The 22407-nt window shown below is 72.0% G+C and carries 17 protein-coding genes; 7 read left to right on the forward strand and 10 right to left on the reverse strand.

All coding sequences use genetic code 11. The features are described 5' to 3' along the window. Positions 1-155 precede the first annotated feature (155 nt). Positions 156-2819 carry an ATP-dependent DNA ligase gene (locus ITJ55_RS11755; RefSeq protein WP_194595477.1) on the reverse strand — a complete coding sequence of 888 codons (2664 nt, stop codon included), beginning with the start codon at positions 2817-2819 and terminating at the stop codon, positions 156-158. Between the two features lie 165 nt (positions 2820-2984). Further along, entirely contained in the window at positions 2985-3872 is an 888-nt protein-coding gene (locus tag ITJ55_RS11760; RefSeq protein WP_056262685.1) for an SDR family oxidoreductase, read from the reverse strand. Between the two features lie 92 nt (positions 3873-3964). On the opposite strand from ITJ55_RS11760, the gene ITJ55_RS11765 reads away from it, so the two are divergent. Then, positions 3965-4978, forward strand: a complete 1014-nt coding sequence (locus ITJ55_RS11765) for a Ku protein (RefSeq protein ID WP_194595478.1) — start codon at positions 3965-3967, stop codon at positions 4976-4978. Positions 4979-4990: 12 nt separating this feature from the next. On the opposite strand, the gene ITJ55_RS11770 is transcribed toward ITJ55_RS11765, so the two are convergent. From ITJ55_RS11770 to ITJ55_RS11780, 3 genes are read right to left on the reverse strand one after another with little or no spacing between them, the layout of a single operon-like run. Beyond that, positions 4991-5269, reverse strand: a complete 279-nt coding sequence (locus ITJ55_RS11770; protein ID WP_194595480.1) for a Rho termination factor N-terminal domain-containing protein — start codon at positions 5267-5269, stop codon at positions 4991-4993. A 41-nt stretch (positions 5270-5310) separates the two neighbouring features. After that, positions 5311-7713 (reverse strand): phosphoketolase family protein, encoded by a 2403-nt coding sequence (locus tag ITJ55_RS11775; RefSeq protein WP_194595481.1) that lies wholly within the window; start codon positions 7711-7713, stop codon positions 5311-5313. Continuing rightward, the gene (locus ITJ55_RS11780) at positions 7710-9530 is read right to left on the reverse strand and encodes a glycoside hydrolase family 15 protein (RefSeq protein ID WP_370544155.1); all 1821 of its coding nucleotides are present in this window, start codon (positions 9528-9530) and stop codon (positions 7710-7712) included. The genes ITJ55_RS11775 and ITJ55_RS11780 overlap by 4 nt, the downstream gene beginning before the upstream one ends. A 240-nt stretch (positions 9531-9770) precedes the next feature. On the opposite strand from ITJ55_RS11780, the gene ITJ55_RS11785 reads away from it, so the two are divergent. Beyond that, on the forward strand, positions 9771-10643 hold the full coding sequence (locus ITJ55_RS11785; protein WP_194595483.1) for an SMP-30/gluconolactonase/LRE family protein: 873 nt from the start codon (positions 9771-9773) through the stop codon (positions 10641-10643). A gap of 130 nt (positions 10644-10773) precedes the next feature. Here ITJ55_RS11785 and ITJ55_RS11790 read toward each other — a convergent pair whose 3' ends face one another. Then, positions 10774-11955 (reverse strand): NAD(P)/FAD-dependent oxidoreductase, encoded by a 1182-nt coding sequence (locus ITJ55_RS11790; RefSeq protein ID WP_194595484.1) that lies wholly within the window; start codon positions 11953-11955, stop codon positions 10774-10776. Between the two features lie 85 nt (positions 11956-12040). After that, the gene (locus ITJ55_RS11795; protein ID WP_194595485.1) at positions 12041-12580 is read right to left on the reverse strand and encodes a Dps family protein; all 540 of its coding nucleotides are present in this window, start codon (positions 12578-12580) and stop codon (positions 12041-12043) included. A gap of 238 nt (positions 12581-12818) precedes the next feature. Between ITJ55_RS11795 and ITJ55_RS11800 the strand changes: the two genes are divergently transcribed. Next, entirely contained in the window at positions 12819-13193 is a 375-nt protein-coding gene (locus tag ITJ55_RS11800; protein WP_194595486.1) for a hypothetical protein, read from the forward strand. Positions 13194-13234: 41 nt separating this feature from the next. Then, positions 13235-13981 (forward strand): triacylglycerol lipase, encoded by a 747-nt coding sequence (locus ITJ55_RS11805; protein ID WP_194595487.1) that lies wholly within the window; start codon positions 13235-13237, stop codon positions 13979-13981. Here the strand turns inward: ITJ55_RS11805 and ITJ55_RS11810 are convergent. Then, complete coding sequence (locus tag ITJ55_RS11810; RefSeq protein ID WP_194595488.1) at positions 13978-14931, reverse strand: alpha/beta fold hydrolase; 954 nt, start codon at positions 14929-14931, stop codon at positions 13978-13980. The two genes, ITJ55_RS11805 and ITJ55_RS11810, sit on opposite strands and share 4 nt — an antisense overlap. A gap of 9 nt (positions 14932-14940) precedes the next feature. Next, positions 14941-16014 carry an FUSC family protein gene (locus ITJ55_RS11815; protein ID WP_194595489.1) on the reverse strand — a complete coding sequence of 358 codons (1074 nt, stop codon included), beginning with the start codon at positions 16012-16014 and terminating at the stop codon, positions 14941-14943. 119 nt (positions 16015-16133) lie between these two features. On the opposite strand from ITJ55_RS11815, the gene ITJ55_RS11820 reads away from it, so the two are divergent. The 3 genes from ITJ55_RS11820 to ITJ55_RS11830 all read left to right on the forward strand — a co-directional run bounded on the left by ITJ55_RS11820 (position 16134) and on the right by ITJ55_RS11830 (position 21401). Continuing rightward, positions 16134-17330, forward strand: a complete 1197-nt coding sequence (locus tag ITJ55_RS11820) for an aminoglycoside phosphotransferase family protein (protein ID WP_194595490.1) — start codon at positions 16134-16136, stop codon at positions 17328-17330. 84 nt (positions 17331-17414) lie between these two features. After that, positions 17415-18887, forward strand: coding sequence for an FAD-dependent oxidoreductase (locus tag ITJ55_RS11825; RefSeq protein ID WP_194595491.1), 1473 nt, complete (start codon positions 17415-17417; stop codon positions 18885-18887). 381 nt (positions 18888-19268) lie between these two features. Then, a complete protein-coding gene (locus ITJ55_RS11830) occupies positions 19269-21401 on the forward strand; it encodes a DEAD/DEAH box helicase (protein ID WP_194595492.1) in 2133 nt (710 codons plus the stop codon). Between the two features lie 55 nt (positions 21402-21456). Here ITJ55_RS11830 and ITJ55_RS11835 read toward each other — a convergent pair whose 3' ends face one another. Continuing rightward, a complete protein-coding gene (locus tag ITJ55_RS11835; protein ID WP_194595493.1) occupies positions 21457-22200 on the reverse strand; it encodes a hypothetical protein in 744 nt (247 codons plus the stop codon). Between the last annotated feature and the right edge of the window lie 207 nt (positions 22201-22407).

Consider the following 22407-nt stretch of genomic DNA (forward strand, 5'->3'; position numbering starts at 1 on the left):
CACTCAACACCCGACGGGCGCAGACCGATACCCCTCCCGCCAGACGGCGCCAGGGGATGGGCACAGCGCCAAGAGATGGGCACAGCACTAGGACATGGGCACAGCGCCAGGCCTTCTCCTGGCGTCGTGCCCACCTCGTGGCGTCGTACGGTGCTTCATCCTTCGCGGACGACCTCGTCCGGCGACTTGTCGGGCCGCCACCCGCGCCAGCTCGGCTGGCGCAGTCGCCCGGTCGACGTCCACTCGGCGATCGACACCTCGCCCACCCGCGACGGGGTGACCCAGTGCGCGTCGCGCGCGTCGACCGCGGGCACGCCGACCAGCGGGCTGGTCTTCCGCTCGGCCGCCCGCAACGACGCCAGCAGCTCGTCGAGCTCGCGGTCGGTGAACCCCGTGCCGACCCGGCCGACGTAGTGCAGTCCGTCGTCGCCCGGCACGCCCATCAGCAGCGAGCCGACCCCGTCGGCTCGTCGACCGGCCCCAGGGCGCCAGCCGGCGATCACGACCTCCTGCGTCTGGTGGTGCTTCATCTTGATCCAGGCCCGCGAGCGTCGGCCGGCGCTGTAGGTCGCGTCGCGGCGCTTGGCGACCACGCCCTCGAGCCGGAGGCGCTTCGAGGTGGCGACCGCCGCCTCCAGGTCGCCGTCGAACGCCGGGGGCACGTCGATCGCGCCGCCGCTCCCGACGATGCGCTCGAGCACCTCGCGCCGGTCGTCGTACTCGTCCTTGACGAGCGAGCGACCCTCGGCCCGCATGACGTCGAACAGCAGCAGCTTGACGGGTGCTGCCTTCGCCGCCCGGGCCACGTCGCGGGGTCGCGTCAGACCCATGCGCGTCTGTAGCAGGCCGAAGTCGGGGCGCCCCTTCTCGTCGACGGCCACGATCTCGCCGTCGAGCACCGCGCCTCCGTCGCCGTCGACCCGCTCGGCCAGCACCTGCAGCTCGGGGTAGGCCGGCGTCAGGTCGTTGCCGTTGCGACTGGTCAGAGTGACCGCGCCGCCCTGGACCACCGCCACCGCGCGGATGCCGTCCCACTTCATCTCAAACGCCCACTCGCCGTCCGAGACGTCGTGTGCGTCGCCCGTCGTCGCGAGCATCGGTGCGACGGGGTCGGGTGCGGGCAACTCCTCTTTCGTGCCACGAGCCGAGGAGGCGCTGCCCGCCTTCTCGGGGGAGCCGCCGGCCGCGCGCGACGTGCGTGAGGATTTGCCGACGCGGTTTCCGCGGTCGTCGTGAACCGCGCCTCCTGCCGTCGTCGACCCCGCCGACGACGTGGTGGTCGGCGACTCAGGAGAATGCGCGTCTGCAGCCGTCTTCCGGGTGCCACGCGGTCGTTCGCCCGAGTTGCCGACGGGCGCGGCACCCGGAGAGCCGTCACCGTCGCCCGACTCGTCCTTCATGCGGTGGATCAGCCAGTTCGACTCGGCGCGTCCGCCGCCGTGCCCGGTGTGGATCAGCGCCACGCGCCGGGTGCCGCGCTGCTCGCCGTGCAGCACGACGATGACCTCCTTGCCGTCGCGCCACTTCTCGAGGTCGTACTCGCCCGAGTCCCAGATCGTGACCTCGCCGGCGCCGTACTCGCCCTTCGCGATCGTGCCCTCGAAGGTGCCGTACTCGAGCGGGTGGTCCTCGGTCTGCACGGCGAGGTGGTTGGTGCCGGGGTCGTCGGGCTCGCCCTTGGGCAGCGCCCAGCTGACGAGCACGCCGTCGTGCTCGAGCCGGAAGTCCCAGTGCAGCGAGCTGGCGTGGTGCTCCTGGATGACGAAGCTCGTGCCGTCGGTCGAGGCGGGCGCGGCGGCGGGCACCGGCTCGGCGGTCTTGGACGCGTCCCGCTTCGACCGGTAGACCTCGAGGCGGTCTCGGGTCGTCGAGGCGGGGTCGTGGTCCGCGGCCTCCGTGTTGCGGAAGTCTTCGCCCAGTTCCCCCGACGGCACCGGCACGTGTGCGGAGACGTCGGCCAGGGGGTCGCCGCGCCGCCTCAGGCGTGAGAGCACGTCGGTGTACTCGAGCTGCACGAGCGTCTTCGAGGCGAGCTCACGCCAAGTGCGCGGCATGGCGACGGTCGGTCTGGTCCGCCCCCGCAGCGAGTACGGGGCGACCGTCGTCTTGTTGCCGTTGTTCTGCGACCAGTCGAGCAGCACCTTGCCCCGGCGGTCGGCCTTGCCCATCGTGCTGAGGACGAGGTCGGGGTGGTCGGCCTCCATCGCCCGGGCCAGCTCGTGGGCGACCTCGGCGACCTGTGCGCTCGTCTGGCGACCGTCGAGCCGGGCGTAGAGGTGCACGCCCTTGCTGCCGCTCGTGACGGGCATCAGCTCGAGGCCCATGCCCGTGACGATCGGTCGCAGCAGCTTCGCGACGGCGACGCACTCGGCGAGGCCGACGCCCTCGCCCGGATCGAGGTCGAGCACCAGCCGGTCGGGGTTGCGTTGCGCCCCCTTCGGGCCGAACCGCCACTGCGGCACGTGCACCTCGAGCGCGGCGACCTGGGCCAGCCAGGTCAGCGTCGCCACGTCGTTCACCATCGGGTAGACGTTGGCGTGGTCCTTGTGTTCGACGGTGTGCCGGGCCACCCAGTCGGGTGCGGAGTCGGGCAGGTTCTTCTCGAAGAACACCTCGCCCTCGACGCCGTCCACCCAGCGCTTGCGGGTCGCCGGCCGGCCCTCGACGTGCGGCAGCATGCACTCGGCGACGGCCGCGTAGTAGCCGAGCACGTCGGCCTTGGTCGTGCCCGCGTCGGGGTAGAGCACCTTGTCGAGGTTCGTCAGCTGCAGCCGGTGCCCGCCGACCTCGACGGTCTCGCCGCGTCCCTTGCCCGCCATCGCGCGCCTCCTTGCCTCGTGTGCTTCTCGTTCTACCCGGGTCTGGTCCGCCCCGGGTCGCGTCACCGCCGGTCCGCCGCCGGGGACGACCGCGGCCCGCCGCCCCGCGCGAGCGGGACGACGGGCCGTGGCGTCGTCAGGACGACCGAGCCGAGGAGGCGCGGGTCAGACCGCGGGCATCGCTCCGGCGATCGTGATGGTCGCGCCCGAGGTGTAGCTCGACTCGGGGCTCACGAGGTGCACGTAGGCCGCGGCGAGTTCGGCGGGCTGACCGGGACGGCCGAACGGCGCCTGGCCGCCGAACTCCGAGACCGTCTCGGCGTCGTCGGAGCCGGGCTGCAGGGGGGTCCAGACCGGGCCGGGCGAGACCTGGTTGACGCGGATGCCCTTGGGTGCGAGCTGCTGAGCGAGGCCCGAGGTGAAGACGCCGATCGCACCCTTGGTGAGGGCGTAGTCGATCTTGTCGGGGCTGGGCTGCGTGCCCTGCACCGAACCGGTCGTCACGATCGACGAGCCGGGCTCGAGGTGGGGGATGGCGGCCTGGGTCAGCCAGAACAGCGAGTAGACGTTGGTCTTGATCGTCGAGTCGATGTCTTCGGTGGTCAGCGTGAGGATGTCGTCGTTGCTCTTCATGCGACCGGCGACCATGACGAGCGTGTCGAGCCCGCCGAACTCGTCGACCGCCTTCTGCACGAGGTCGTGGCAGTACTGCTCGTCCGAGATGTCGCCGGGGACGAGGACGGCCTTGCGACCCTCGCCCTCGAGCAGGTCGCGGACCTCTTCGGCGTCCTTCTGCTCGCTGGGCAGGTAGCTGAGCACGAGGTCGGCGCCTTCGCGGCTGAGCGCGATCGCGGCGGCGCGACCGATGCCCGAGTCCGCTCCGGTGACGACGCCACGGAACCCCGTGAGGCGCTCCTTGCCGACGTAGCTGGTCTCGCCGTGGTCGGGCTTGGGGTCCATCTTCCAGGCCTCGCCGGGCAACGACTGCTCCTGCTTCGGGAACGGCGGTGCCGGGTAGAGGTCGACCGGGTTCTTCTTGTCGTATTGGCTCATGAGCCCACGGTGCCCTCACCGCGCCTCCGACGGTCGGGGGCCTGTACCCCGTGGGCGGTCATTCGGAGCGCACGCGGAGAAAGATGAGCGTCATGCGATCGATCTGGAAGGGCGCGATCACGTTCGGGCTCGTCAACGTGCCCGTCAAGCTGTACAGCGCCACCGAGGACCACGACGTGTCGCTGCACCAGGTGCACGACGCCGACGGCGGGCGCATCCGCTACCAACGGAAGTGCGAGATCTGCGGCAAGGTCGTCGACTACGAGCACATCGACAAGGCCTACGACGACGGCGACCGCACCGTGGTGATCACCGGCGACGACCTCAAGTCGCTGCCCGAGGAGCGCTCTCGCGAGATCGACGTGCTCGAGTTCGTGCCGACCGACCAGATCGACCCGATCATGCTCGACCGCAGCTACTTCCTCGAACCGGACGGCACCTCGCCCAAGGCGTACGTCCTGCTGCGCCGCACCCTCGAGGAGACCGACCGGACCGCGATCGTGCATTTCTCCCTCCGGCAGAAGACCCGCCTCGCCGCCCTGCGGGTGCGCGGCGACGTGCTCATGCTGCAGACGCTGCTCTGGGACGACGAGGTGCGCGAGGCGAGGTTCCCGGCCCTCGAGAAGCAGACCCGCATCAGCGACAAGGAGCTCGACATGTCGTCGTCGCTCGTCGACTCGCTGAGCGACGACTTCGAGCCGGCCGACTTCAGCGACGACTACCAGGAGGAGCTGCGGCAGCTCATCGACGCCAAGCTGGAGGAGGGCGAGTCGCTCGACACGGACGCCACCTTCGGCGAGAAGCCGGACGACGACGACGGCGAGGGCGGCGAGGTCATCGACCTGATGGAGGCGCTGCGCCAGTCGGTCGAGAAGAACCGGTCGGGTGGCCACCGGAAGCCCGCGAAGAAGCCGTCCGCCTCGTCGACGAACGTCTCTGCAGGTTCGACGAAGTCGGCCGCGAAGAAGCCGGCCGCGAAGAGGACCGCTTCGACGTCGGCGACCTCGACGTCGTCGGGTTCAGGAGGCGCGGGTGCCGCTGCGAAGAAGAAGCCCGCCTCGTCGGCTCCGAAGAAGAAGGCGGCCCCGAAGAAGAAGGCCAGCTGACGACTCGAACGCTCAGTGCTCGCGCAGCGCCTCGATCAGGTCGGCCTTCTTCAGGTCGGAGTAACCCGTGACGCCGAGTTCCTTCGCCCTCGCCTTGAGGTCGTCGACGGTCCAGTCGTCGTACGACCCGGCCCTGCCCCCCTTGGCGGCGACCTTCTTGTCGCTGTTGCCCTTCTGCGCGGCGGCGTTCGAGATGCGCGCCGCCTTCTCCTTCGAGGCACCCTCGTCACGGAGGGCCTCGTACATGTCGGGATTCTTCAGCTGCGGGGGAGTGTCGTCCTTCGGCGTCATGCGCCCGACCGTACGCCCGGGCGGCCGACCTGTCGCACGCCTCAGGCGCCGAACTGCCAGCCCGTGACGTCGGGGTGGTCCTCGCCGTGCTCGTAGGCGTACGCCCGGGCGGCGTCGCGCCGCGACTCGATGTCGGCGACCAGTTCGGGGTGCTCGTCGGCCAGGCCGGGCACCCGGTGCAGCACGTCGAGCACCAGGCGGTACCGGTCGATGTCGTTGAGCATGGCCATGTCGAAGGGCGTCGTGGTCGTGCCCTTCTCCTGGAAGCCCCGCACGTGCAGGTTGTCGTGGTTCGTGCGCCGGTAGGTGAGCTGGTGCACGAGCGACGGGTAGCCGTGGAAGTCGAAGACGACCGGCTTCGAGGTCGTGAACAGCGCGTCGAAGTCGTCGCTCGTGAGGCCGTGCGAGTGCTCGGTCACGTCCTGGAGGCGCATGAGGTCGACGACGTTGACCACGCGGGTCGTCAACGACGGCAGCACCTGGCGCAACAGGTCGGCGGCGGCGACCGTCTCGAGGGTCGGCACGTCGCCGGCGCAGGCCAGCACGACGTCGGGGTCGACGCCGTCGACGGGCGTGCCCTCGGTGCCGGCCCACTCCCAGATGCCGGCTCCGCGCCGGACGTGCTCCTCGGCTTCGGCGAGGGACAGCCAGGCCGGTGACTCCTGCTTGCCCGCGACGATGACGTTGACCGTGTCGGTGGTCCGGAACGCGTGGTCCGCCACGGCCAGCAGCGTGTTGGCGTCGGGGGCGAGGTAGATGCGCACGAGATGCGCCTGCTTGTTGACGACGACGTCGAGGAAGCCCGGGTCCTGGTGGGAGAACCCGTTGTGGTCCTGCCGCCAGACGTGCGACGAGAGCAGGTAGGTGAACGACGAGATGGGCGCGCGCCAGTCGATCTCGTCGGCGCTCTCGAGCCACTTCGCGTGCTGGTTGAACATCGAGTCGACGATGTGCACGAACGCCTCGTACGTGTTCAGCAGGCCGTGGCGCCCGGTCAGCAGATAGCCCTCCATCAGGCCCTGCAGCAGGTGTTCGCTCAGGACCTCCATCACGCGACCGCTGCGGGCGACGTGTTCGTCGTCGGGCCAGATGTCGGCCGACCAGACGCGCTCGGTCACGTCGAACACCCCGTCGAGGCGGTTCGACACCGTCTCGTCGGGCCCGAAGAGCCGGAACGTCGACGGGTTGTCGCGCACGATGTCGGCGAGCCACCGGCCGAGCACGCGGGTGGCCTCGGCCTGGGTGCGCCGGTCGTCCGACGTCTCGACCGCGTGCGCCCGGTAGTCCGTCAGGGACAGGTCACGCCGGACGAGACCGCCGTTCGACGCCGGGATGGCGCTCATGCGCTTCTCGCCGCGCGGTCGCAGCCCATCGAGCCACGCCACGGGTCGCCCCGCCTCGTCGAAGAGGTCGTCGGCACCGTACGAGCGCATCCAGTCGTCGAGCTGGGCGCGGTGCGCGTCGTCGTCGCGGACCCCGCTGAGCGGCACCTGGTGCGCCCGCCAGGTGCCTTCGATGCGCAGACCGTCGACGACCTTCGGCCCGGTCCAGCCCTTGGGGGTGCGCAGCACGATCATGGGCCAGCGCGGCTGCTCGCCCTCGGCGCCGGCGGCCCGGGCCTCTCGCTGCAGCTCGTCGATGCGCGCGAACGCCTGGTCGAGGGCCGTCGCCATGCGCTCGTGCACACGCATGGGGTCTTCGCCGTCGAAGCCTCCTGCGACCACCAGCGGCTCGTACCCGTAGCCGCGCATCAGGTCGAGCAGCTCGGACTCCGGGATGCGCGACAGCACCGTCGGGTTGGCGATCTTGTAGCCGTTGAGGTTGAGGATCGGCAGGACCGCCCCGTCGTGCCGGGCGTCGAGCAGCTTGTTCGCGTGCCAGCTCGTCGCCAGCGGGCCGGTCTCGGCCTCGCCGTCGCCGATGACGCACACCGCGACCAGGTCGGGATCGTCGAGCACGGCGCCGTAGGCGTGGCTCAGCGAGTAGCCGAGCTCTCCGCCCTCGTTGATCGAGCCCGGGGTCTCGGGGGCCGCGTGCGACGGGATGCCCCCGGGGAACGAGAACTGCTTGAACAGCTTCTGCATCCCCGCGGCGTCCTGCGTCACGTCGGGGAACAGCTCGCTGTAGGTGCCCTCGAGGTAGGTGTTGGCGACCATGGCCGGACCACCGTGCCCCGGGCCGCAGACGTAGAGCAGGTCACGATCGTCGCGCCGGATCACCCGGTTCAGGTGGGCGTAGACGAAGCTCAACGCGGGGGACGTGCCCCAGTGCCCCAGGAGGCGCGGCTTGACGTCGTCTCGCCGGATCGGCCGCGTGAGCAGCGCGTTCTCCATCAGGTAGATCTGACCGACGGTCAGGTAGTTCGCCGCGCGCCACCAGGCGTCGACGAGGGGGAGGTCGTCGTCGGTCGTCGGCTCTGCGGGGGCCGTCCCGTGCTCGCTCACTGGCCCTCGAGATCGTCGGTCGTGCCCTCGCGGCCCATCTCGTCGATGGTGATCGCCGCGTTGACGAGCGCGAGGTGGCTGAGGCCCTGGGGCAGGTTGCCGAGGAACTGCCCGTCGTCGGCGCTGATCATCTCGGTCAGCAGGCCGAGGTCGTTCGGCTGCCGGACGAGCTCGTCCATCAGCTCGACCGCCTCGTCTTGCCGGCCCACGCAGGCCAGGGCGCTGGCGAGCCAGAAGGCGCAGGCCACGAACGTGCCTTCCTCCTGGTCGACCTCGCTGTAGCGGAACACGAGGGGGCCGGCGCCGAGCTCGCGCCGGATGGCGTCGATGGTGCTCGACATGCGCTCGCCGCGGTCGAACCCGCTCGGGGCGTGCAGCAGCACCGAGGCGTCGAGCTTCTCGCTGCCCGGGTACATGACGTACGAGCCCACCTCGTCGTTCCAGCCCTGCTCGGCGACCCAGTCGACGATCAGGTCGCGGTTCTTCTTCCAGAACTCGACGTCGTCGGGGTCGGGGTGCATCTGGCCGACCTCGGTCAGGTGCAGGGCGGCGTCGATGGCCTGCCAGCAGCCCATCTTGCTGCTCACGTAGTGCTGCTCGTCGCCGAGCTCCCACATGCCCGAGTCCTTCTCCTGCCAGCGACGGCAGGCGTCGTCGGCGAAGCCGGCCAGCAGGTCGCCGGTCGACTCGTCGAGGATGTTGCCGTCGGCGGCGTACTGGCTCATGATCGCCAGGATGTCGGCGTAGGTGCCGAGCTGCAGCTGCTCGCCCGCCGGGTTGCCCTTGTAGACCGGGCCGATGCCCCGCCAGCCCTCGGAGCCGGTCTCGTGCGTGCCGTCGGGCACCGTGCCGTCGAGGTTCAAGAAGATGTGCATCGTGCGGCCGTTGGCCTTGAGCGCCGACAGCAGCCACGACACCGCGGCCTGGGTCTCTTCGCGCAGGCCGAAGCGGACCAGCGCGTTGACCGTGTAGGCCAGGTCGCGGACCCAGGCGAAGCGGTAGTCCCAGTTCTTGTCGCCGGTGAAGTTCTCGGGCAGGGCCGCGGTCGCCGCAGCCGCGATCGCACCCGTCGGGCTGAAGATCAAGAGCTTGAGGGCCAGGGCGCTGCGTTGCACGGCGTCGGACCACCGGCCCTCCCAGTTGAACTCGTCGGACCAGGTCTGCCAGTTGCGCACCGTGCGGTCGATGCCCTGGTCGACGACGTGCGGGTCGGGGAGGTGCAGCGGCTCGTCGTCGACGCCGCAGAGGCAGATCAGCGAGCGCGAGCCCTCGTGCGTGGTGAACTCGCCCCAGAAGCGGTGCGGCCCGCCGTGGGCCTCGCCGTCGCCCGGCTCGATGGAGTCGAGGCGACCGTGCTCGAAGCCGACGAGCGCGAGGTTGATGTCGGCGGCCCGCAGCACGGGGCCGTGCAACGTCTCGACCCGGCGGATGGGGTGCGTGCCGAAGGTGTTGCCCGGGATCACGGCCCAGCGCATGTCGACGGAGCCCGAGACGCCCTCGACGCGTCGGGCGAGCTCGGCCCAGGGGAGGCGCCCCGCGATGCCCGTGACCAGGGCGTCCGTGATCTGCACCACGCCCGAGGAGGTGCGGAACCGCGTCACGAGCACGTTGGTGTTCACGACGTATTCGCGCTGCACCTCGAAGTCGTCGTCGACGGGCCGCAGTTCGATGCGGCCGCCCTTGCCCGAGTCGACGATGCCCGAGAAGACGGGGTCGCTGTCCATGTCGGGCATGGGCAGCCAGTCGATCTGGCCGTCGCGGGCGATGAGGGCGACGGTGCGGCCGTCGCCGATGGCGCCGTACGACCGCAGCGGCACGTAGCCGTCGTCACGCGGGTCGGGCCGGTGCCATTCGCCGGCGGCGCCGGTCGTCGCGCCGTGGTGGTCGGCCTGGGTGTCGTCGGTGGTCTCGAGGGTGTCCGTCACCCGTCCTACGGTGGCCCGTCGCGCCTCCTGGTGTCCGCCCCTCGCAGTGTTCTGTGTGCAAGGGGGCCGCCACCGTACCCCTGGGGGCGAGGCGTGGAGCGGCCGGACATGCCGGGCGCGTAGACCTGGTGGATGTCCCTACCGACCGGAACCACGTCCGAACCCCGACTCTTCCTCGACGCCAGGGCCACGCTCGGCGAGAGCCCCGTCTGGGACGTCGACGCCCACGAACTCGTCTGGACCGACATCACGAACGGCCTGCTGCACCGCACCTCGGCCGACGGCACGCGCGACACGACGGTCCTCGTCGACCCGCCGCTGCCGAGCTTCCAGCGACGCCGCGGCGGAGGCCTGATCGCGGCCCTCGACGACACGGTCGTCGTCATGCGTGACGACGGGACCGAGCAGCGGACGATCGCCACGGTCGACCACGCGGACGAGCGCCTGCGGCTGAACGAGGGCAAGTGCGACCCGTTCGGCGCCTTCGTCGTCGGCGCCACCGACCCCGAGGGCAGCCCCGTCGCCGGCCTCTACCGCGTCGCACCCGACGGCACGCTCACCCAGCTGCGAGACGACTTCGCCACGACCAACGGCTTCGAGTGGAACGACGACGGCAGCGAGATCTACCTCGCCGACACCGGTGACGACACGATCTACCGGGCCTCGTGGGATGCCGAGGGGACCCTCGGCGAGCTCGTGCCGTTCTCGTCGCAGGGCGCCCACGACGGCCTGGCCCGCGACGAACGCGGCGAGTTCTGGGGCGCGATCTACGGCGAGGGCACGGTCGTGCACCTCGACGCCGACGGGGGCCTGGTCGACGAGATCGCCTTCCCCGTGCCGAACCTCACCGGCATCGGGTTCGGCGGCGACGACCTGCGGACGCTGTTCGTGCTGTCGGCCCGCGAGGGGCTGAGCGACGAGCAGCTCGAGGAGTTCCCGCTCAGCGGCGGCATCTTCGCGCTCGAGCTCGACCGGGCCGCCCGCCCGCCGTTCCTGTTCGGCTGAGGCTCGCGCCGTCAGGGCACGATGCCTGGAGGACCACGACCACGATCACGAGCCCGACCACGACCGAGACGACGACGCCCGCCCGATCACGTGATCGGGCGGGCGTCGTCGTGTCGGTGCCGGCAGGGCGTCAGATGCGTCCCACCAGCTCGTCGCGCGGCACGGCGCCTGCCGCGACGACGGCGCGGGCCGCGTCGCGGGCCTCCTCGACGTTCCAGAGCAGCACGCCCTCGACCGTCCCGCCCTCGCCGAGGTAGTAGGCGACCGCGCGGTCGCCGTCCTTCTCGTCGACGACCGTCTCGAGCGAGGCGTCGAGCGTGCCGACGGCCTCGTACGAGATGTCGAACACCTTCGAGTAGTAGTACGGCGTGTGGTCGTAGACCTCGTCGGCGCCGGTCATGTTGCGACCGACGACGGGGCCCTGCGACTTGGCGTTGTCGACGTGCTCGACGCGGCGACGACCGAGGATCGCGTCGGGGTACGACGCGACGTCGCCGGCGGCGAACACGTTCGGGTCGCTCGTCCGCAGGTGCTCGTCGACGACGATGCCGTCGTCGGTCGCCAGGCCCGAGTCGGCCGCGAGGTGGTCGTCCACCGAGATGCCGAGGCCGACGACGACCGCGTCGGCGTCCAGCGTCGAGCCGTCGTCGAGTCGCAGGTGCACGCCGGCGTCGTCGGCCGTGCCGCTCTCGACGCGACGTCCGCGGGCCAGCTCGACCCGCGCCTCCTCGAAGGCCTTCTCGAACGTCGACGCGATCGACGCGGGGAACACCGACGCGCCGAGCACGTCGTCGGGGAAGACCAGCGTCACGCGGGTGTCGTTCTGCACGAGCGCGGCGGCGAGCTCGGTGCCGATGTAGCTGCCGCCCACGACGGCGACGTGGCGACCCGACCCCGAGAGCGACCGCAGCCGCCGGTAGTCCTCGGCGGTGCGGAAGTACACGACGCGTTCGTCGTCGGGCAGGTCTAGGGCTGTGGGGCTGCCGCCGGTGGCGAGCAGCAGCGCGCCGTAGCCGATGACGTCGCCGTCGCTCGTGGTGACCGTGCGCGCCTCACGGTCGATCGACTCGACGAGGGTGCGCAGGCGGATCTCGGCACCCGAGTCGGCCACCGTGCCGAGGTCGTTGTCGGCCTCGGTGTAGTCGGGGTCGGTCCAGAGCTTCTTCGACAGTGCGGGGCGCGTGTACGGCGCGTCGACCTCGGCGCTGACGATCAGCACCGTCGCGTCGGGGGTGGTCTCGTGGATCGCCTTCGCGGCGGCGTCGGCGGTCATGCCGCCGCCGACGATGACGTGGTCGAACGATTCGGTCATGGGGTCGTCCCTTCGACGAGAGAGGGCACCGCCCGGGAGGCGCGGGTCGCGCGGCCTCGGACGGTGCCCTGGTGAGGTGGTGGGGTCAGTTGGCGACGGCGCCGACGCGGTCGAGGCCCTCGGCCGCGGCGTCCTCGTCACGCTGACGCGTGGCGTCCTGGCGGGCGTCCTTCTCGGGGTGGCGGTTCTCGGCACCGGTCATCCAGGCGAGCTGCTCGAGGCGCTCGAGGATGCTGTGCAGCACGTCGGCGGTCGTGGGGTCCTCGTCGTCGACGTCGTCGTGGACCGTGCGCATGGTGCCGGTGACGGCGTACATGCGGTCGACGATCAGGTCGACCACCGCGGTGGTCTCGACGGGGCCCTCGGGGAACTCGGGCAGGCTGGTCTCGCGGGTGACGGTCGAGGTGCGGCCGTCGGGGATCAGGTAGACGGCACGCATGCGCTCGGCCACCTCGTCGCTGAACTCGCGGGCGGCGTCGACGATCTCGTCGAGCTGCAGGTGGAGGTCGCGGAAGTTCGAGCCGAGCAGGTTCCAGTGCGCCTGCTTGCCCTGGACGTGCAGTTCGATGAGGTCGACGAGGACCTTCTGCATGTTGTCGCGGAGTTGGTCGGATCCCTGGAACATGATGTCTCCCGTTCGTCGTGGGTGTCGTGCGGAGTCGTCGCACCGGTAGGTGCGTCGTGGACGGTAGACCGCGGGCCCGGGCGGCGGCTCAGCCTTCGGGGGACAGCCGTGATCGAGTCGTGACGGTCGGCCCTGGAGGCCGGACCGTACCGGATGGTATGTTCGGCTGGATCGGCGCCGATCGCCGACGCCCGGCCGCGGGTACCCGATCCGTGGCCATGCTCTGAGGGGGGCTGACATGGCACGAGCGGTACCCGGACGCGCCGACCGTCGCGGTTTCGACGCGGCGGAGATCACCCGGCTGCGACGCGAGATCGAGAGCGCCTGGGGGGCGTTCGACGACATCGAGCAGATGGACTTCGCCCACCGCGTGCGGGTCGTCCACGGCCTCTCCGACACGCTGCCCGACGCGGCCAGCGCGGCGGCTCGGGCGGGCCTCGGCGAGCTGGCCCTGGCACTGCTCGACGACGCGGTGGACTTCCCGCCCCCGTGGGCGTCGATCTGTGGCCGGTGGGACCTCACCCTCGAGATGGCCAGGGCCGCGGTGGAGTCGATCGCCTGGCCCGAGGGCGAGCCCTGGGGCGAGGTCCCGCTCGTCGAGACGGCTGCCTGACGACGCGGACGCCGTCGGCCCCGTCCGCCTAGCCTGACGGGATGGACTCCACGCCGTCACGCGGGCACGGCCGCCGCCGGGTCGGCCTCTGGCGGTTCGTCCGGACGCTCGTCCTGGACTACCGCTTCGTCTGGTGGGTCCACCTCGTGACCCGCTCCGGCCGGGTCGTGCCACGGCGCTACCGTGACGGCGACCGCGAGCCGGTGCTGTTGCTGCCGGGCGTCTACGAGACCTGGCGGTTCCTCCGCCCGGTCGCCGACCGCCTGAACGACCTGGGCCACCCGGTCGTCGTCGTGCCGGGCCTGGGGCACAACCGTCGACCGATCGCCGCGACGGCCGAGGTCGCCCAGCGCATCCTCGACGCGCACGACCTGCGTGACGTCGTCGTCCTCGCGCACAGCAAGGGCGGACTGGTCGGCAAGACGATGATGGTGTCGACCGACCGCGAGGGGCGCATCGCCCGGATGGTCGCCGTGAACAGTCCCTTCTCCGGCACCCGGTGGTCGACGGTCCTGCCGAACAAGGCGCTGCGGGTCTTCGCGCCGCGAGACGCCGACCTGCTCCGGCTCGCAGAGCAGCTCGAGGCGAACCGCACGATCACGTCGATGGCGTCGCGGTTCGACGCCCACGTCACCGAGGGCAGCGTGCTGCCCGGGGCGGTCAACCTCGAGTTCCCCGTCGACGGCCACTTCCGCCCGCTCGGCCACGCGCGCTGCGTCGCGATGATCGTCCGCGAGGTCGAGAGCGGTGCCGGGTCGCGCCCGCGCGACGGGGCCGGCCGCTCCTAGCCCTCGACCCAGCCCAACGCCCTCAGGGTCTCGTGCGGTCGTTCGACGTGGGCGAAGTGGCCGCAGTCGTCGAGCAGCGTCGTGCGGGCGTGGCGCACCACCGTCGAGAGGCGGTCGAGGTCGGAGGGGCGGGCGAACACGTCGTCGGCACCGCCCACCGCCGCCACGTCGCAGTCGATGCCGCGCCAGCGCGTCGCGTCGTAGTCGCGTCCCGAGCGTGACGCCGCGAGGAACCCCCGGGGTCGCAGCTCGGCGACGAACGCCTCGAGCACCGAGCGCGGGACGCGTTCGACGTGGCGGAACACCGGCGACGAGAGCGGGCGCAGCAGGCCGATGCGCGCGGCGCCGCGCAGCAACCTCACGGAGGCGCGGGGCAGCAGCCCGAACCCGGCGCGCAGCAGCGTGAAGGCCGGCAACGCGACGAGACCGCGCACCGGGTGCGAGACGGCGTCGATCGCCGAGAACGAGGTGGCCGACACGACCGAGACGCTGAGGACGAGGTCGGGGCGGGTGGCCGCGAGGTGCAGGGCGATGAACGCGCCCATCGAGTGGCCCACCAGGTCGAACTCGGTCACCCCGAGGACCTCGGCCACCTCGACCACGACCGCCGCGGCCGACGCGACGTCGAGCCCCGGGTCGGGTTCGGGCGAGTCGCCCCAGCCGGGCAGGTCGATCAGCACCGGGCGGGTCACGACCGCCGCCGCCTCGCGGGCCGCGAGCAGCAGGGGCGTCCACGTCGTCCACGAGCCCGCCGCCCCGTGCAGCATGACGGTCGCGCGGTGACGACCGGACCGACCGCCGGGCGGGGCGTGGTGCACGACGGTGGTGCCGTGCGAGGTGACGACCGTCTCGCGGACGAGGTCGAGTCGCGCCGGATCGGTGACGAGCCCGAACGGCGCGTAGCCGATCGGCGGGCTGGCGGCCACCCCTGTCGCCCGGCCCCGTCGCATCGTCGGATGCTACCCGATGATCTCTTCGCGCACGCGTCTCAGGTCTTCGAGCAACGAGCCGACCAGCACCCAGTTGTCGGGGTCGGGGCGCAGCACGCTGACCGGCGAGGTCAGGGCCGGGCCGTCGTCGACGCCCGCGCCGGTGTGCCCACCGGTGGCGTCGGTGGCCGAGGAGGCGCGCCCGGCCGGCCGCGCCTCCTCGGTCGTCCGCGCCAGCAGGCGCACGTCGTGGGCCGCCCGCCTCAGGTCTTCGGCGATGCGCTGCACCACGGGGTCGTCGGCCAACCCGGCGTCGTAGTTGTCGTGCACCGAGCGCACCATGCCGACCACGCGGTTGACGAGCACCGTCAGCCGACCCAGCAGGGCCGCGTCGGCCTCGAGCACGCTGCGGTTGCGACTGGCGCGCGGGTTGAGCTGCAGGCTCTCTTCTCCGGCCGTGATCGCGTCCACCGCCCGGGCCTGGGCGACCCGCAGCTCGCGGGCCCTCGTCAGCCCCGCCGCCAGGCGCGCCCGGTCGACCGGCTCGTCGAGGACCGCGGCCGTCTCGTCGAGCACCGACGCGATGTCGCGGGCGAGGCGCCCGACGGCGAGGTGGGCGGGAGCGAGGGCCACCGGAGGCACGATCAGGGCGTTGATCGCGAGGGCGATCGCGGCACCGATGACGGTCTCGAGCACACGGTCGAGGGCGTAGTCGGGGGTCTGCGCACCGATCGCCAACACGAGCATGGCCGAGATCGGCACCTGGTTCGCCGAGCTCGGCGTCAGCCGGAACGCCCACGCCACGAGCAGGCTCACCACGACGATGGCGAGCACGATCCAGGTCGCGTCGCCGAACACCTGGCCCGCGGCGTAGGCGATCAACACGCCGGCGATCACGCCGACACTGCGCTCGATGCCCCGGACGAACGACTGGTTGACGCTCGGCAGCACCACCAGCAGGGCGGCGATCGCCGCGAAGATCGGCAGCGGCTGCTGCAACAGGGCCACCGAGGCGAACCAGGCGGCCATCACCGCCACGCTGGTCTTCACGACCTGCAACAGGGGCGTGCGCTTCGTCTGGCGGATGCGCGAGACGATCTTCACGACACCCAGGGTAGACGGGGAGGCGCGGCGTGCGTGGCGTCCCCGCGTCAGGTCACGAATCGGTCACCTCGCCCGCGCCTCCCCGCCGATCACGCCCGGTGCTGGTTGACTGCGTCCCCGTGTGGCCCAACTCCGCCGAGGTCCTCCCCGCCGCGTTCGCGAACTCGGGGCTGACCGTCGTCGCCTTCCGACCCCACTCGGTCGAACCCTCGGGCGCCGGGTTCCTCTACGGCTACGAGGTCGACACGGTCGACGCCTCGGGCGCGACCTCGACCGTGCTCACCTTCATCGACACCGACACACGCGCCGCCGACGGCTCGTCGGTACTCACCCGCGACCCCGGCACCGGGCAGCTGCTCGCCGTCTGGGCCTACCCCGCCGACCCGATGCTGCCCGCGCTCGCCGGGGCGACCTACCCCGACCGCGTGGTCGACTCGCTGGCGGCCCTCGGCGTCACCGTCACCGAGCCCCGGCTGAGCGTGGCGGCGTACCGACCGGGCAAGCGCGCCGTCATCCGGCTCGACGCGGCCGAGACGACGGTGTTCCTCAAGGTCATCCGGCCCGACCGGGTGGGGCCGATCGTCGCCCTGCACGAGGCGTTCCGGGCCCAGGGGCTGCCGGTGCCCGCCGTGCTCGCGTCGCGACCCGACGGCCTCCTCGTGCTCGAACGCGTGCCCGGAGTGCCGGCCGGTCAGCGCGTCGTCGAGCTCGCCGACGACCCCCGGTTCGTCGAGCAGATGGTCGACCTGGGCACGCGCATCGCCCACGTCGACGTGACCGCGCGGGCCCAGTCCGACGCCCTCGACCACGGAGCCTGGCACCGCGCGACGCTGCGAGCCGCGCTGCCCGACCGAGCGGCCGAGATCGACGGCCTCTACGACGAGATCGACCGACGCCGCGCCTCCTCGGCCTCGGACGCCCTGGCCGTGATCCACGGCGACCTGCACCTCGAGCAACTGTTCGTGCACCCGTCCGAGCCCTGGCGCGTGACGGGGCTGCTCGACGTCGACACCGCGGGGCTCGGCCACCCCGCCCGCGACGCGGCGGCCCTCGTCGCCCACCTCGTCGTGACCGGGCAGTGGCACCGCGGCAACGGCGACGAGGCCGAGGCCCGGGCCTGCGAACGCCTCGCCGACGACGTGACGCGCACCTGGGTCGAGCGCCTGCCCGGGCTGGCCGACCGCCTCGCGCCCGGCGTCGCGTCGCAACTGCTCGCCCACGCGGGCGGCCAGGCGACGCTCGGCACCGAGACGGGCCGCCGCAAGGCCGTCCAGCTGATCGGCGCCGCCGCCGGCACCCTCGCCCGCCCCGCCTGACCCGAGCGGCAGGGGCGGCAGGCGCGCGACGCCCGACCGGCCTACCGTGGCGCGCAGCACCCATCCGCGCACCCGGAGGCCCCCATGCCGTCACCCTGGCTCGACGCCGCGCCCGACGTCACGACCGACACGGTCGACCCCGAGACCGTCTACGACGACGTCATCGTCGGCGGCGGCCTGACCGGCCTGGTCACCGCCCTGCTGTTCGCCCGGCGCGGCCACCGCGTCGCCGTCCTGGAGGCGCGCTCGGTGGGCAGCGTCGCCAGCGGCAGTGGCACGGCGTCGATGTCGTTGCTGCAGGGCAAGCAGCTGCAACGCATCCGCACGAACACCTACCAGGCCGTCGTCGACGCCTACGTCGCCGGCAACCGGGCCGGGTTCGACTGGATGGTCGACTACCTCGACGAGGCCGGGGTCGAGGTCGAGCGCCGTGACGCGTTCAGCTACTCGACGACCCGCGGCGGCATCGCCACGGTCGACGACGAGTACCTCGTGGCACGCCGGGCCGGCCTGCCCGTCGTCAAGGAGTTCGGGCTCGACCTGCCGTTCGGCACGACCGGCGGCCTGCGACTGCCCGACCAGGCGCAGTTCGACCCGATGCAGGCGGTCGCCGCGCTCGTGGCCGACGTCCGGGCGCTCGGCGGCATCGTCGTCGAGGGGGTGCGCGTCACGGGGGTGGACGCGTCGGACCCGACGGTGACGCACAGCGACGGCCCCGACGTCCGCGGCCGCCGGGTGCACGTGACGACCGGCAGTCCCGTGCTCGACCGCGGCCTGTACTTCGCGAAGCTGCGCAGCGAGCGCTCCTACGGCCTCGCCTTCGACGGCGCCGACGACCTGCCGGGCGGCATGTACCAGGCGGTCGACGGGCCCACCCGGTCGTTCTCCGCGGTGGGGGACCGCCTCGTGACCGGCGGCAACCGTCACGCGGTGGGTCGCGCCTCCTCGACGACGGCGCTGGTCGACGACCTCGTCGACTGGTCGACGCGGCACTGGCCCGGAGCCCGCCTGACCCACTCGTGGAGCGGTCAGGACTACGGGACGCCGCACCACGTGCCGTTCGTCGGCTGGCTGCCCCGCGGCCGCGGCCGCATCTACCTCGCCACCGGCTACGAGCACTGGGGCCTGACCAACGCCGTCCAGGCGGCGATGACGCTCGTGTCCGACGTCCTCGGCGACCCGCAGCCCTGGATGACCACGCTGCACAAGCGCGTCACCACGCCGATCGCGATCGCGTCGGGCATCGGCATCAACGCGGCCGACGCCTGGTGGGCCGCCAAGGGCTGGGCGGGTGCCATGAATAGCCGCCTGGTCGCCGTCGCACCCGCCGAGGGGCAGGGCGAGGTCGGTCGGTCCGGTGGCTTCGCCCCGGTGGCCCGGTCGACCGTCGACGGAGAGGTCTGCACCGTGTCGGCGATCTGCCCTCACCTCGTCGGCATCGTCACCTGGAACGACGCCGAGCGCTCGTGGGACTGCCCCTTGCACGGCTCGCGCTTCGCCGCCGACGGCACCGTGCTCGAGGGGCCCGCGAAGCACGGTCTGCGCCGCCGCGGCTGAGCCGGCGCGGCGGGGCCGCCGTCGCGACCCGCGAAACACCGGGAGGCGCTGGTGGCGTACCGGCGTCGCGTACGCGTAAACTGTCCCCAGCTTCACCGCCCGGGTGTTCTCCGGTCCGCGCCTCCTCCGGTGCGAGTCGACACCTCGGCGTGACGGGGCTTCGGGGCACTCCGTCGTCGGACTGCCCGCCACGAAGGCCGCCCGTCGCGAAGCCGGTACAGCTGTACACCGCGCGGCACCCCGCCCCGCACGCACCCGGCGCGACCGTCTCGGTCGCCGTCCGTCCCGGGTCGCCGAGCCTCTCGGCGTCCCGCGCAGCACCCGCCGCCGACACGGCGGCACAGCACCGTCGACGCCCCGCGTCGACCACGAGGAGGAGCCTTGGCTCGACCAGGCCAGCGTCAATCGGGTGGCACCCGCACCGCCCAGCGTCCGAACCGTCGCCGCGAGGTCGACAACGACGGGCTCATCCCCGTCCTGGCCCGCGCGGTGCGCGAGGTCGAGGCCGCGGCCCAACGCGGCCAGGTCAAGCCCTCGAGCCGCACGAAGTTCCAGGTGATCGCCCTGCTCATGCGCGAGGAGCGCACCCGGGTCCGGGGCGACAAGGCGATCAGCGAGTCCGAGCGCGCGGAGCAGATGAAGCGCCTCGACGGCGTCGCCCAGATCCTCGCCAAGACCGCGGCCCGCGACACCTCGCTCATCACCCTGCTCGGTGAGGCGGCGACGGTCAGCGAGGCCGCGAAGACGCTCAAGCGCGACATGCAGATGTCCGCCGGCCTCGAGCTCGAGCCCGAGCAGCAGATCATCGTCACCGAGGCCGCCCCCGTGGCCCCGGTCTCCGAGCGGCAGGTCGTGCCGCAGTCCGTGATCTCGCGTCAGCTCGCGAACCCGTTCCTCCCGCCGGACTTCGCGCTCGCCGAGGTCGCGCGTGAGGCCCACCCGCGCCGGCTGGCCAACTGGGAGCTCTTCGGCCCCCTGTTCAAGTCGTTCGAGTACGGCGCGGGCGGCGGTTCCGCCTGCATGCCGCTGCCGGAGCCGACCACGGTCGACGCCCCTGCCGGGGCCACCCTGATGCACCACCAGGCCCAGCTCGTCGAGTCCGCCCGCCAGGGCCACCGCACCTACCTGCTCGCCGACGAACCCGGGCTCGGCAAGACCGCCCAGGCGCTGCTCGCCGCGCAGGCCGCGTCCGCCTACCCGCTGCTCGTCGTCGTGCCGAACGTCGTCAAGACCAACTGGGCCCGCGAGGTCCAGCTGTGGACGCCGACGCGGTCGGCGACCGTGATCCACGGCGACGGCGAGAAGCTCGACGCGTTCGCCGACGTCGTCATCGTGAACTACGAGGTGCTCGACCGCCACGTCGGCTGGCTCGGCGAGCTCGGCTTCAAGGGCATGATCGTCGACGAGGCCCACTTCATCAAGAACAAAGAGAGCCAGCGGTCGCGCCACGTGCTGCAGCTGGCCCAGCGCATCCGGTCGCGCACCGCGCACCCGCTGCTGATGGCACTCACCGGCACGCCGCTGATCAACGACATCGAGGACTTCCGAGCCATCTGGGAGTTCTTGGGCTGGATCGGCGACAAGAAGCCCGCGGCCGAGCTGATGGAGCGCCTCGAGGAGGTCGGCCTCACGCCGGCCGACCCGGGGTTCTTCTCGTCGGCACGCGAGATCGTCATCGACCTCGGCATCGTCCGCCGCAAGAAGGTCGACGTCGCCTCCGACATCCCCGCCCGCCGCATCGCCGACCTGCCGGTCGAGCTCGACGACGAGGTGGGCCGGTCGATCCGCGACGCCGAGCGTGAACTCGCCCGCCGCATGGTGCAGAAGTACCGCACGGCCCTCACCACCCGCACCTCCGGCGTCCGGGTCGAGGGCGTCGACCACGACCTCGTCCGCCAGGTCGCCAAGTGGGAGCTCGAGGACGCCAGCGCGTCGAGCACCGGCGAGAACGTCTTCAGCATGGTGCGCCGCATCGGCCAGGCCAAGGCCGGCCTCGCGGCCGACTACACGGCGCAGCTCGCCCGCAACGTCGGCAAGGTCGTCTTCTTCGCCAAGCACATCGACGTCATGGACGTCGCCGAGGCCACCTTCGCCAAGCGCGGCATCAAGTACTCGTCGATCCGCGGCGACCAGACCCCGGCCGTCCGCCAACGTCAGATCGACGCGTTCGTGAACGACCCCGAGGTCGAGGTCGTGGTCTGCTCGCTGACCGCTGCCGGCGTCGGCCTGAACCTCCAGGTCGCCTCGAACGTCGTGCTGGCCGAGCTGTCGTGGACCGACGCCGAGCAGACGCAGGCGATCGACCGCGTGCACCGCATCGGCCAGGCCGAGCCGGTCACGGCGTGGCGCGTCATCGCGGCGCAGACGATCGACACCAAGATCGCCGAGCTGATCGACAGCAAGGCCGGCCTCGCCGCCCGCGCGCTCGACGGCGACGACTCCGAGGTCGTCGACTCGGTCGACGTGCAGCTCTCGGCCCTGGTCGCGCTGCTCACCGAGGCCCTCGAGGCCTGACCCGGCCGCGCGCCAACGCCTCGCAGCGTACCGCGTTTCGTGCACGGCACCGCGTCTAGTCACGGTGCCGTGCACGATTCGCGGTGCGGACGCGGGGGACGCCCGCTCGCTCGAGCCGCGTGACGATCCGCTGCGGTCGCGCGAGGTCGCGCCAGATGGTGCGTGTCACCCGGTTCACGTAGGGCAGACTCCTCAGCCGGTCCTCACGGACCTTCTCGAGGACCACGATCTCCTCCGCCGTCAGCCCGTGTCGCATCTCGCGGTCGAGGTACTTCACGAATCCGTCGAACTCGTCGTACACGCCGTACGCCTCCCACCCGAAGTCGGTGTAACCGATGAGCCCCTCGTCGTCGACGTGCCGTTCCTGCAGACGGGGTGCCGGGAATCCGAGACCGTCGAGGGCGACCCGGTAGACCGATTCGCCGGCGGAACCGGCCAAGGGGCTGGCGAACTCGGCGACCCAGGAGGCGCGGGTCGAGCCCCGGACACGGTCCCGCCCCAGCAAGCACGCCTGGTACTCGTCCAGCGTGCACAACCGACGTCGCAGGCAGTGGTCGAGGACGGCCACGGCCTGGCTGCGGGTGCCGGTCAGGGCGACGTCCACGGCGGTCCGGGCCGGCGTGGTCACGACGAGACCCCGATGACGGGTGATCTCATCCGACGGCAGCCGTGCCGCATGCCTCGTCACGTGTGCACCCGTGTGGGTCCGCATGCGCGACGGGTCGGTCGTCGAGACGCGGGCCAGCGGCGGGCCGAGCACCGGCATGCCCCACACGGCGGCCGCCGAGGCGTGAGACACGACGACCTCGTCACGCATCCGGCCGACCGCGGCCACCGTTCGGAGGGCGTGGCGCTCCTCCCGACGCAGGCCGCGCCAGGCCGACGACTCGACGTAACGCCCCGGCGCGACACGCACGAGTTCGCCCCGTGCATGGGCACGGCGTTCCGCCGGGTCGTCGAACCGCGATCGGATGAGGAAGGAACGGAGGTCTGGTTCGTCGGTGGG

Source organism: Frigoribacterium sp. VKM Ac-1396 (assembly GCF_015350895.1).
Taxonomy (GTDB): Bacteria; Actinomycetota; Actinomycetes; order Actinomycetales; family Microbacteriaceae; genus Frigoribacterium.

Excerpts from the sequence above, each read along its gene's own strand:
- ITJ55_RS11805 (WP_194595487.1), top strand. The coding sequence starts at position 13,235 with ATGGACTCCACGCCGTCACGCGGGCACGGCCGCCGCCGGGTCGGCCTC.
- ITJ55_RS11795 (WP_194595485.1), bottom strand. The coding sequence starts at position 12,580 with ATGTTCCAGGGATCCGACCAACTCCGCGACAACATGCAGAAGGTCCTC.
- ITJ55_RS11760 (WP_056262685.1), bottom strand. The coding sequence starts at position 3,872 with ATGAGCCAATACGACAAGAAGAACCCGGTCGACCTCTACCCGGCACCG.
- ITJ55_RS11810 (WP_194595488.1), bottom strand. The coding sequence starts at position 14,931 with ATGCGACGGGGCCGGGCGACAGGGGTGGCCGCCAGCCCGCCGATCGGC.
- ITJ55_RS11765 (WP_194595478.1), top strand. The coding sequence starts at position 3,965 with ATGCGATCGATCTGGAAGGGCGCGATCACGTTCGGGCTCGTCAACGTG.
- ITJ55_RS11790 (WP_194595484.1), bottom strand. The coding sequence starts at position 11,955 with ATGACCGAATCGTTCGACCACGTCATCGTCGGCGGCGGCATGACCGCC.
- ITJ55_RS11755 (WP_194595477.1), bottom strand. The coding sequence starts at position 2,819 with ATGGCGGGCAAGGGACGCGGCGAGACCGTCGAGGTCGGCGGGCACCGG.
- ITJ55_RS11770 (WP_194595480.1), bottom strand. The coding sequence starts at position 5,269 with ATGACGCCGAAGGACGACACTCCCCCGCAGCTGAAGAATCCCGACATG.
- ITJ55_RS11785 (WP_194595483.1), top strand. The coding sequence starts at position 9,771 with ATGTCCCTACCGACCGGAACCACGTCCGAACCCCGACTCTTCCTCGAC.
- ITJ55_RS11800 (WP_194595486.1), top strand. The coding sequence starts at position 12,819 with ATGGCACGAGCGGTACCCGGACGCGCCGACCGTCGCGGTTTCGACGCG.
- ITJ55_RS11825 (WP_194595491.1), top strand. The coding sequence starts at position 17,415 with ATGCCGTCACCCTGGCTCGACGCCGCGCCCGACGTCACGACCGACACG.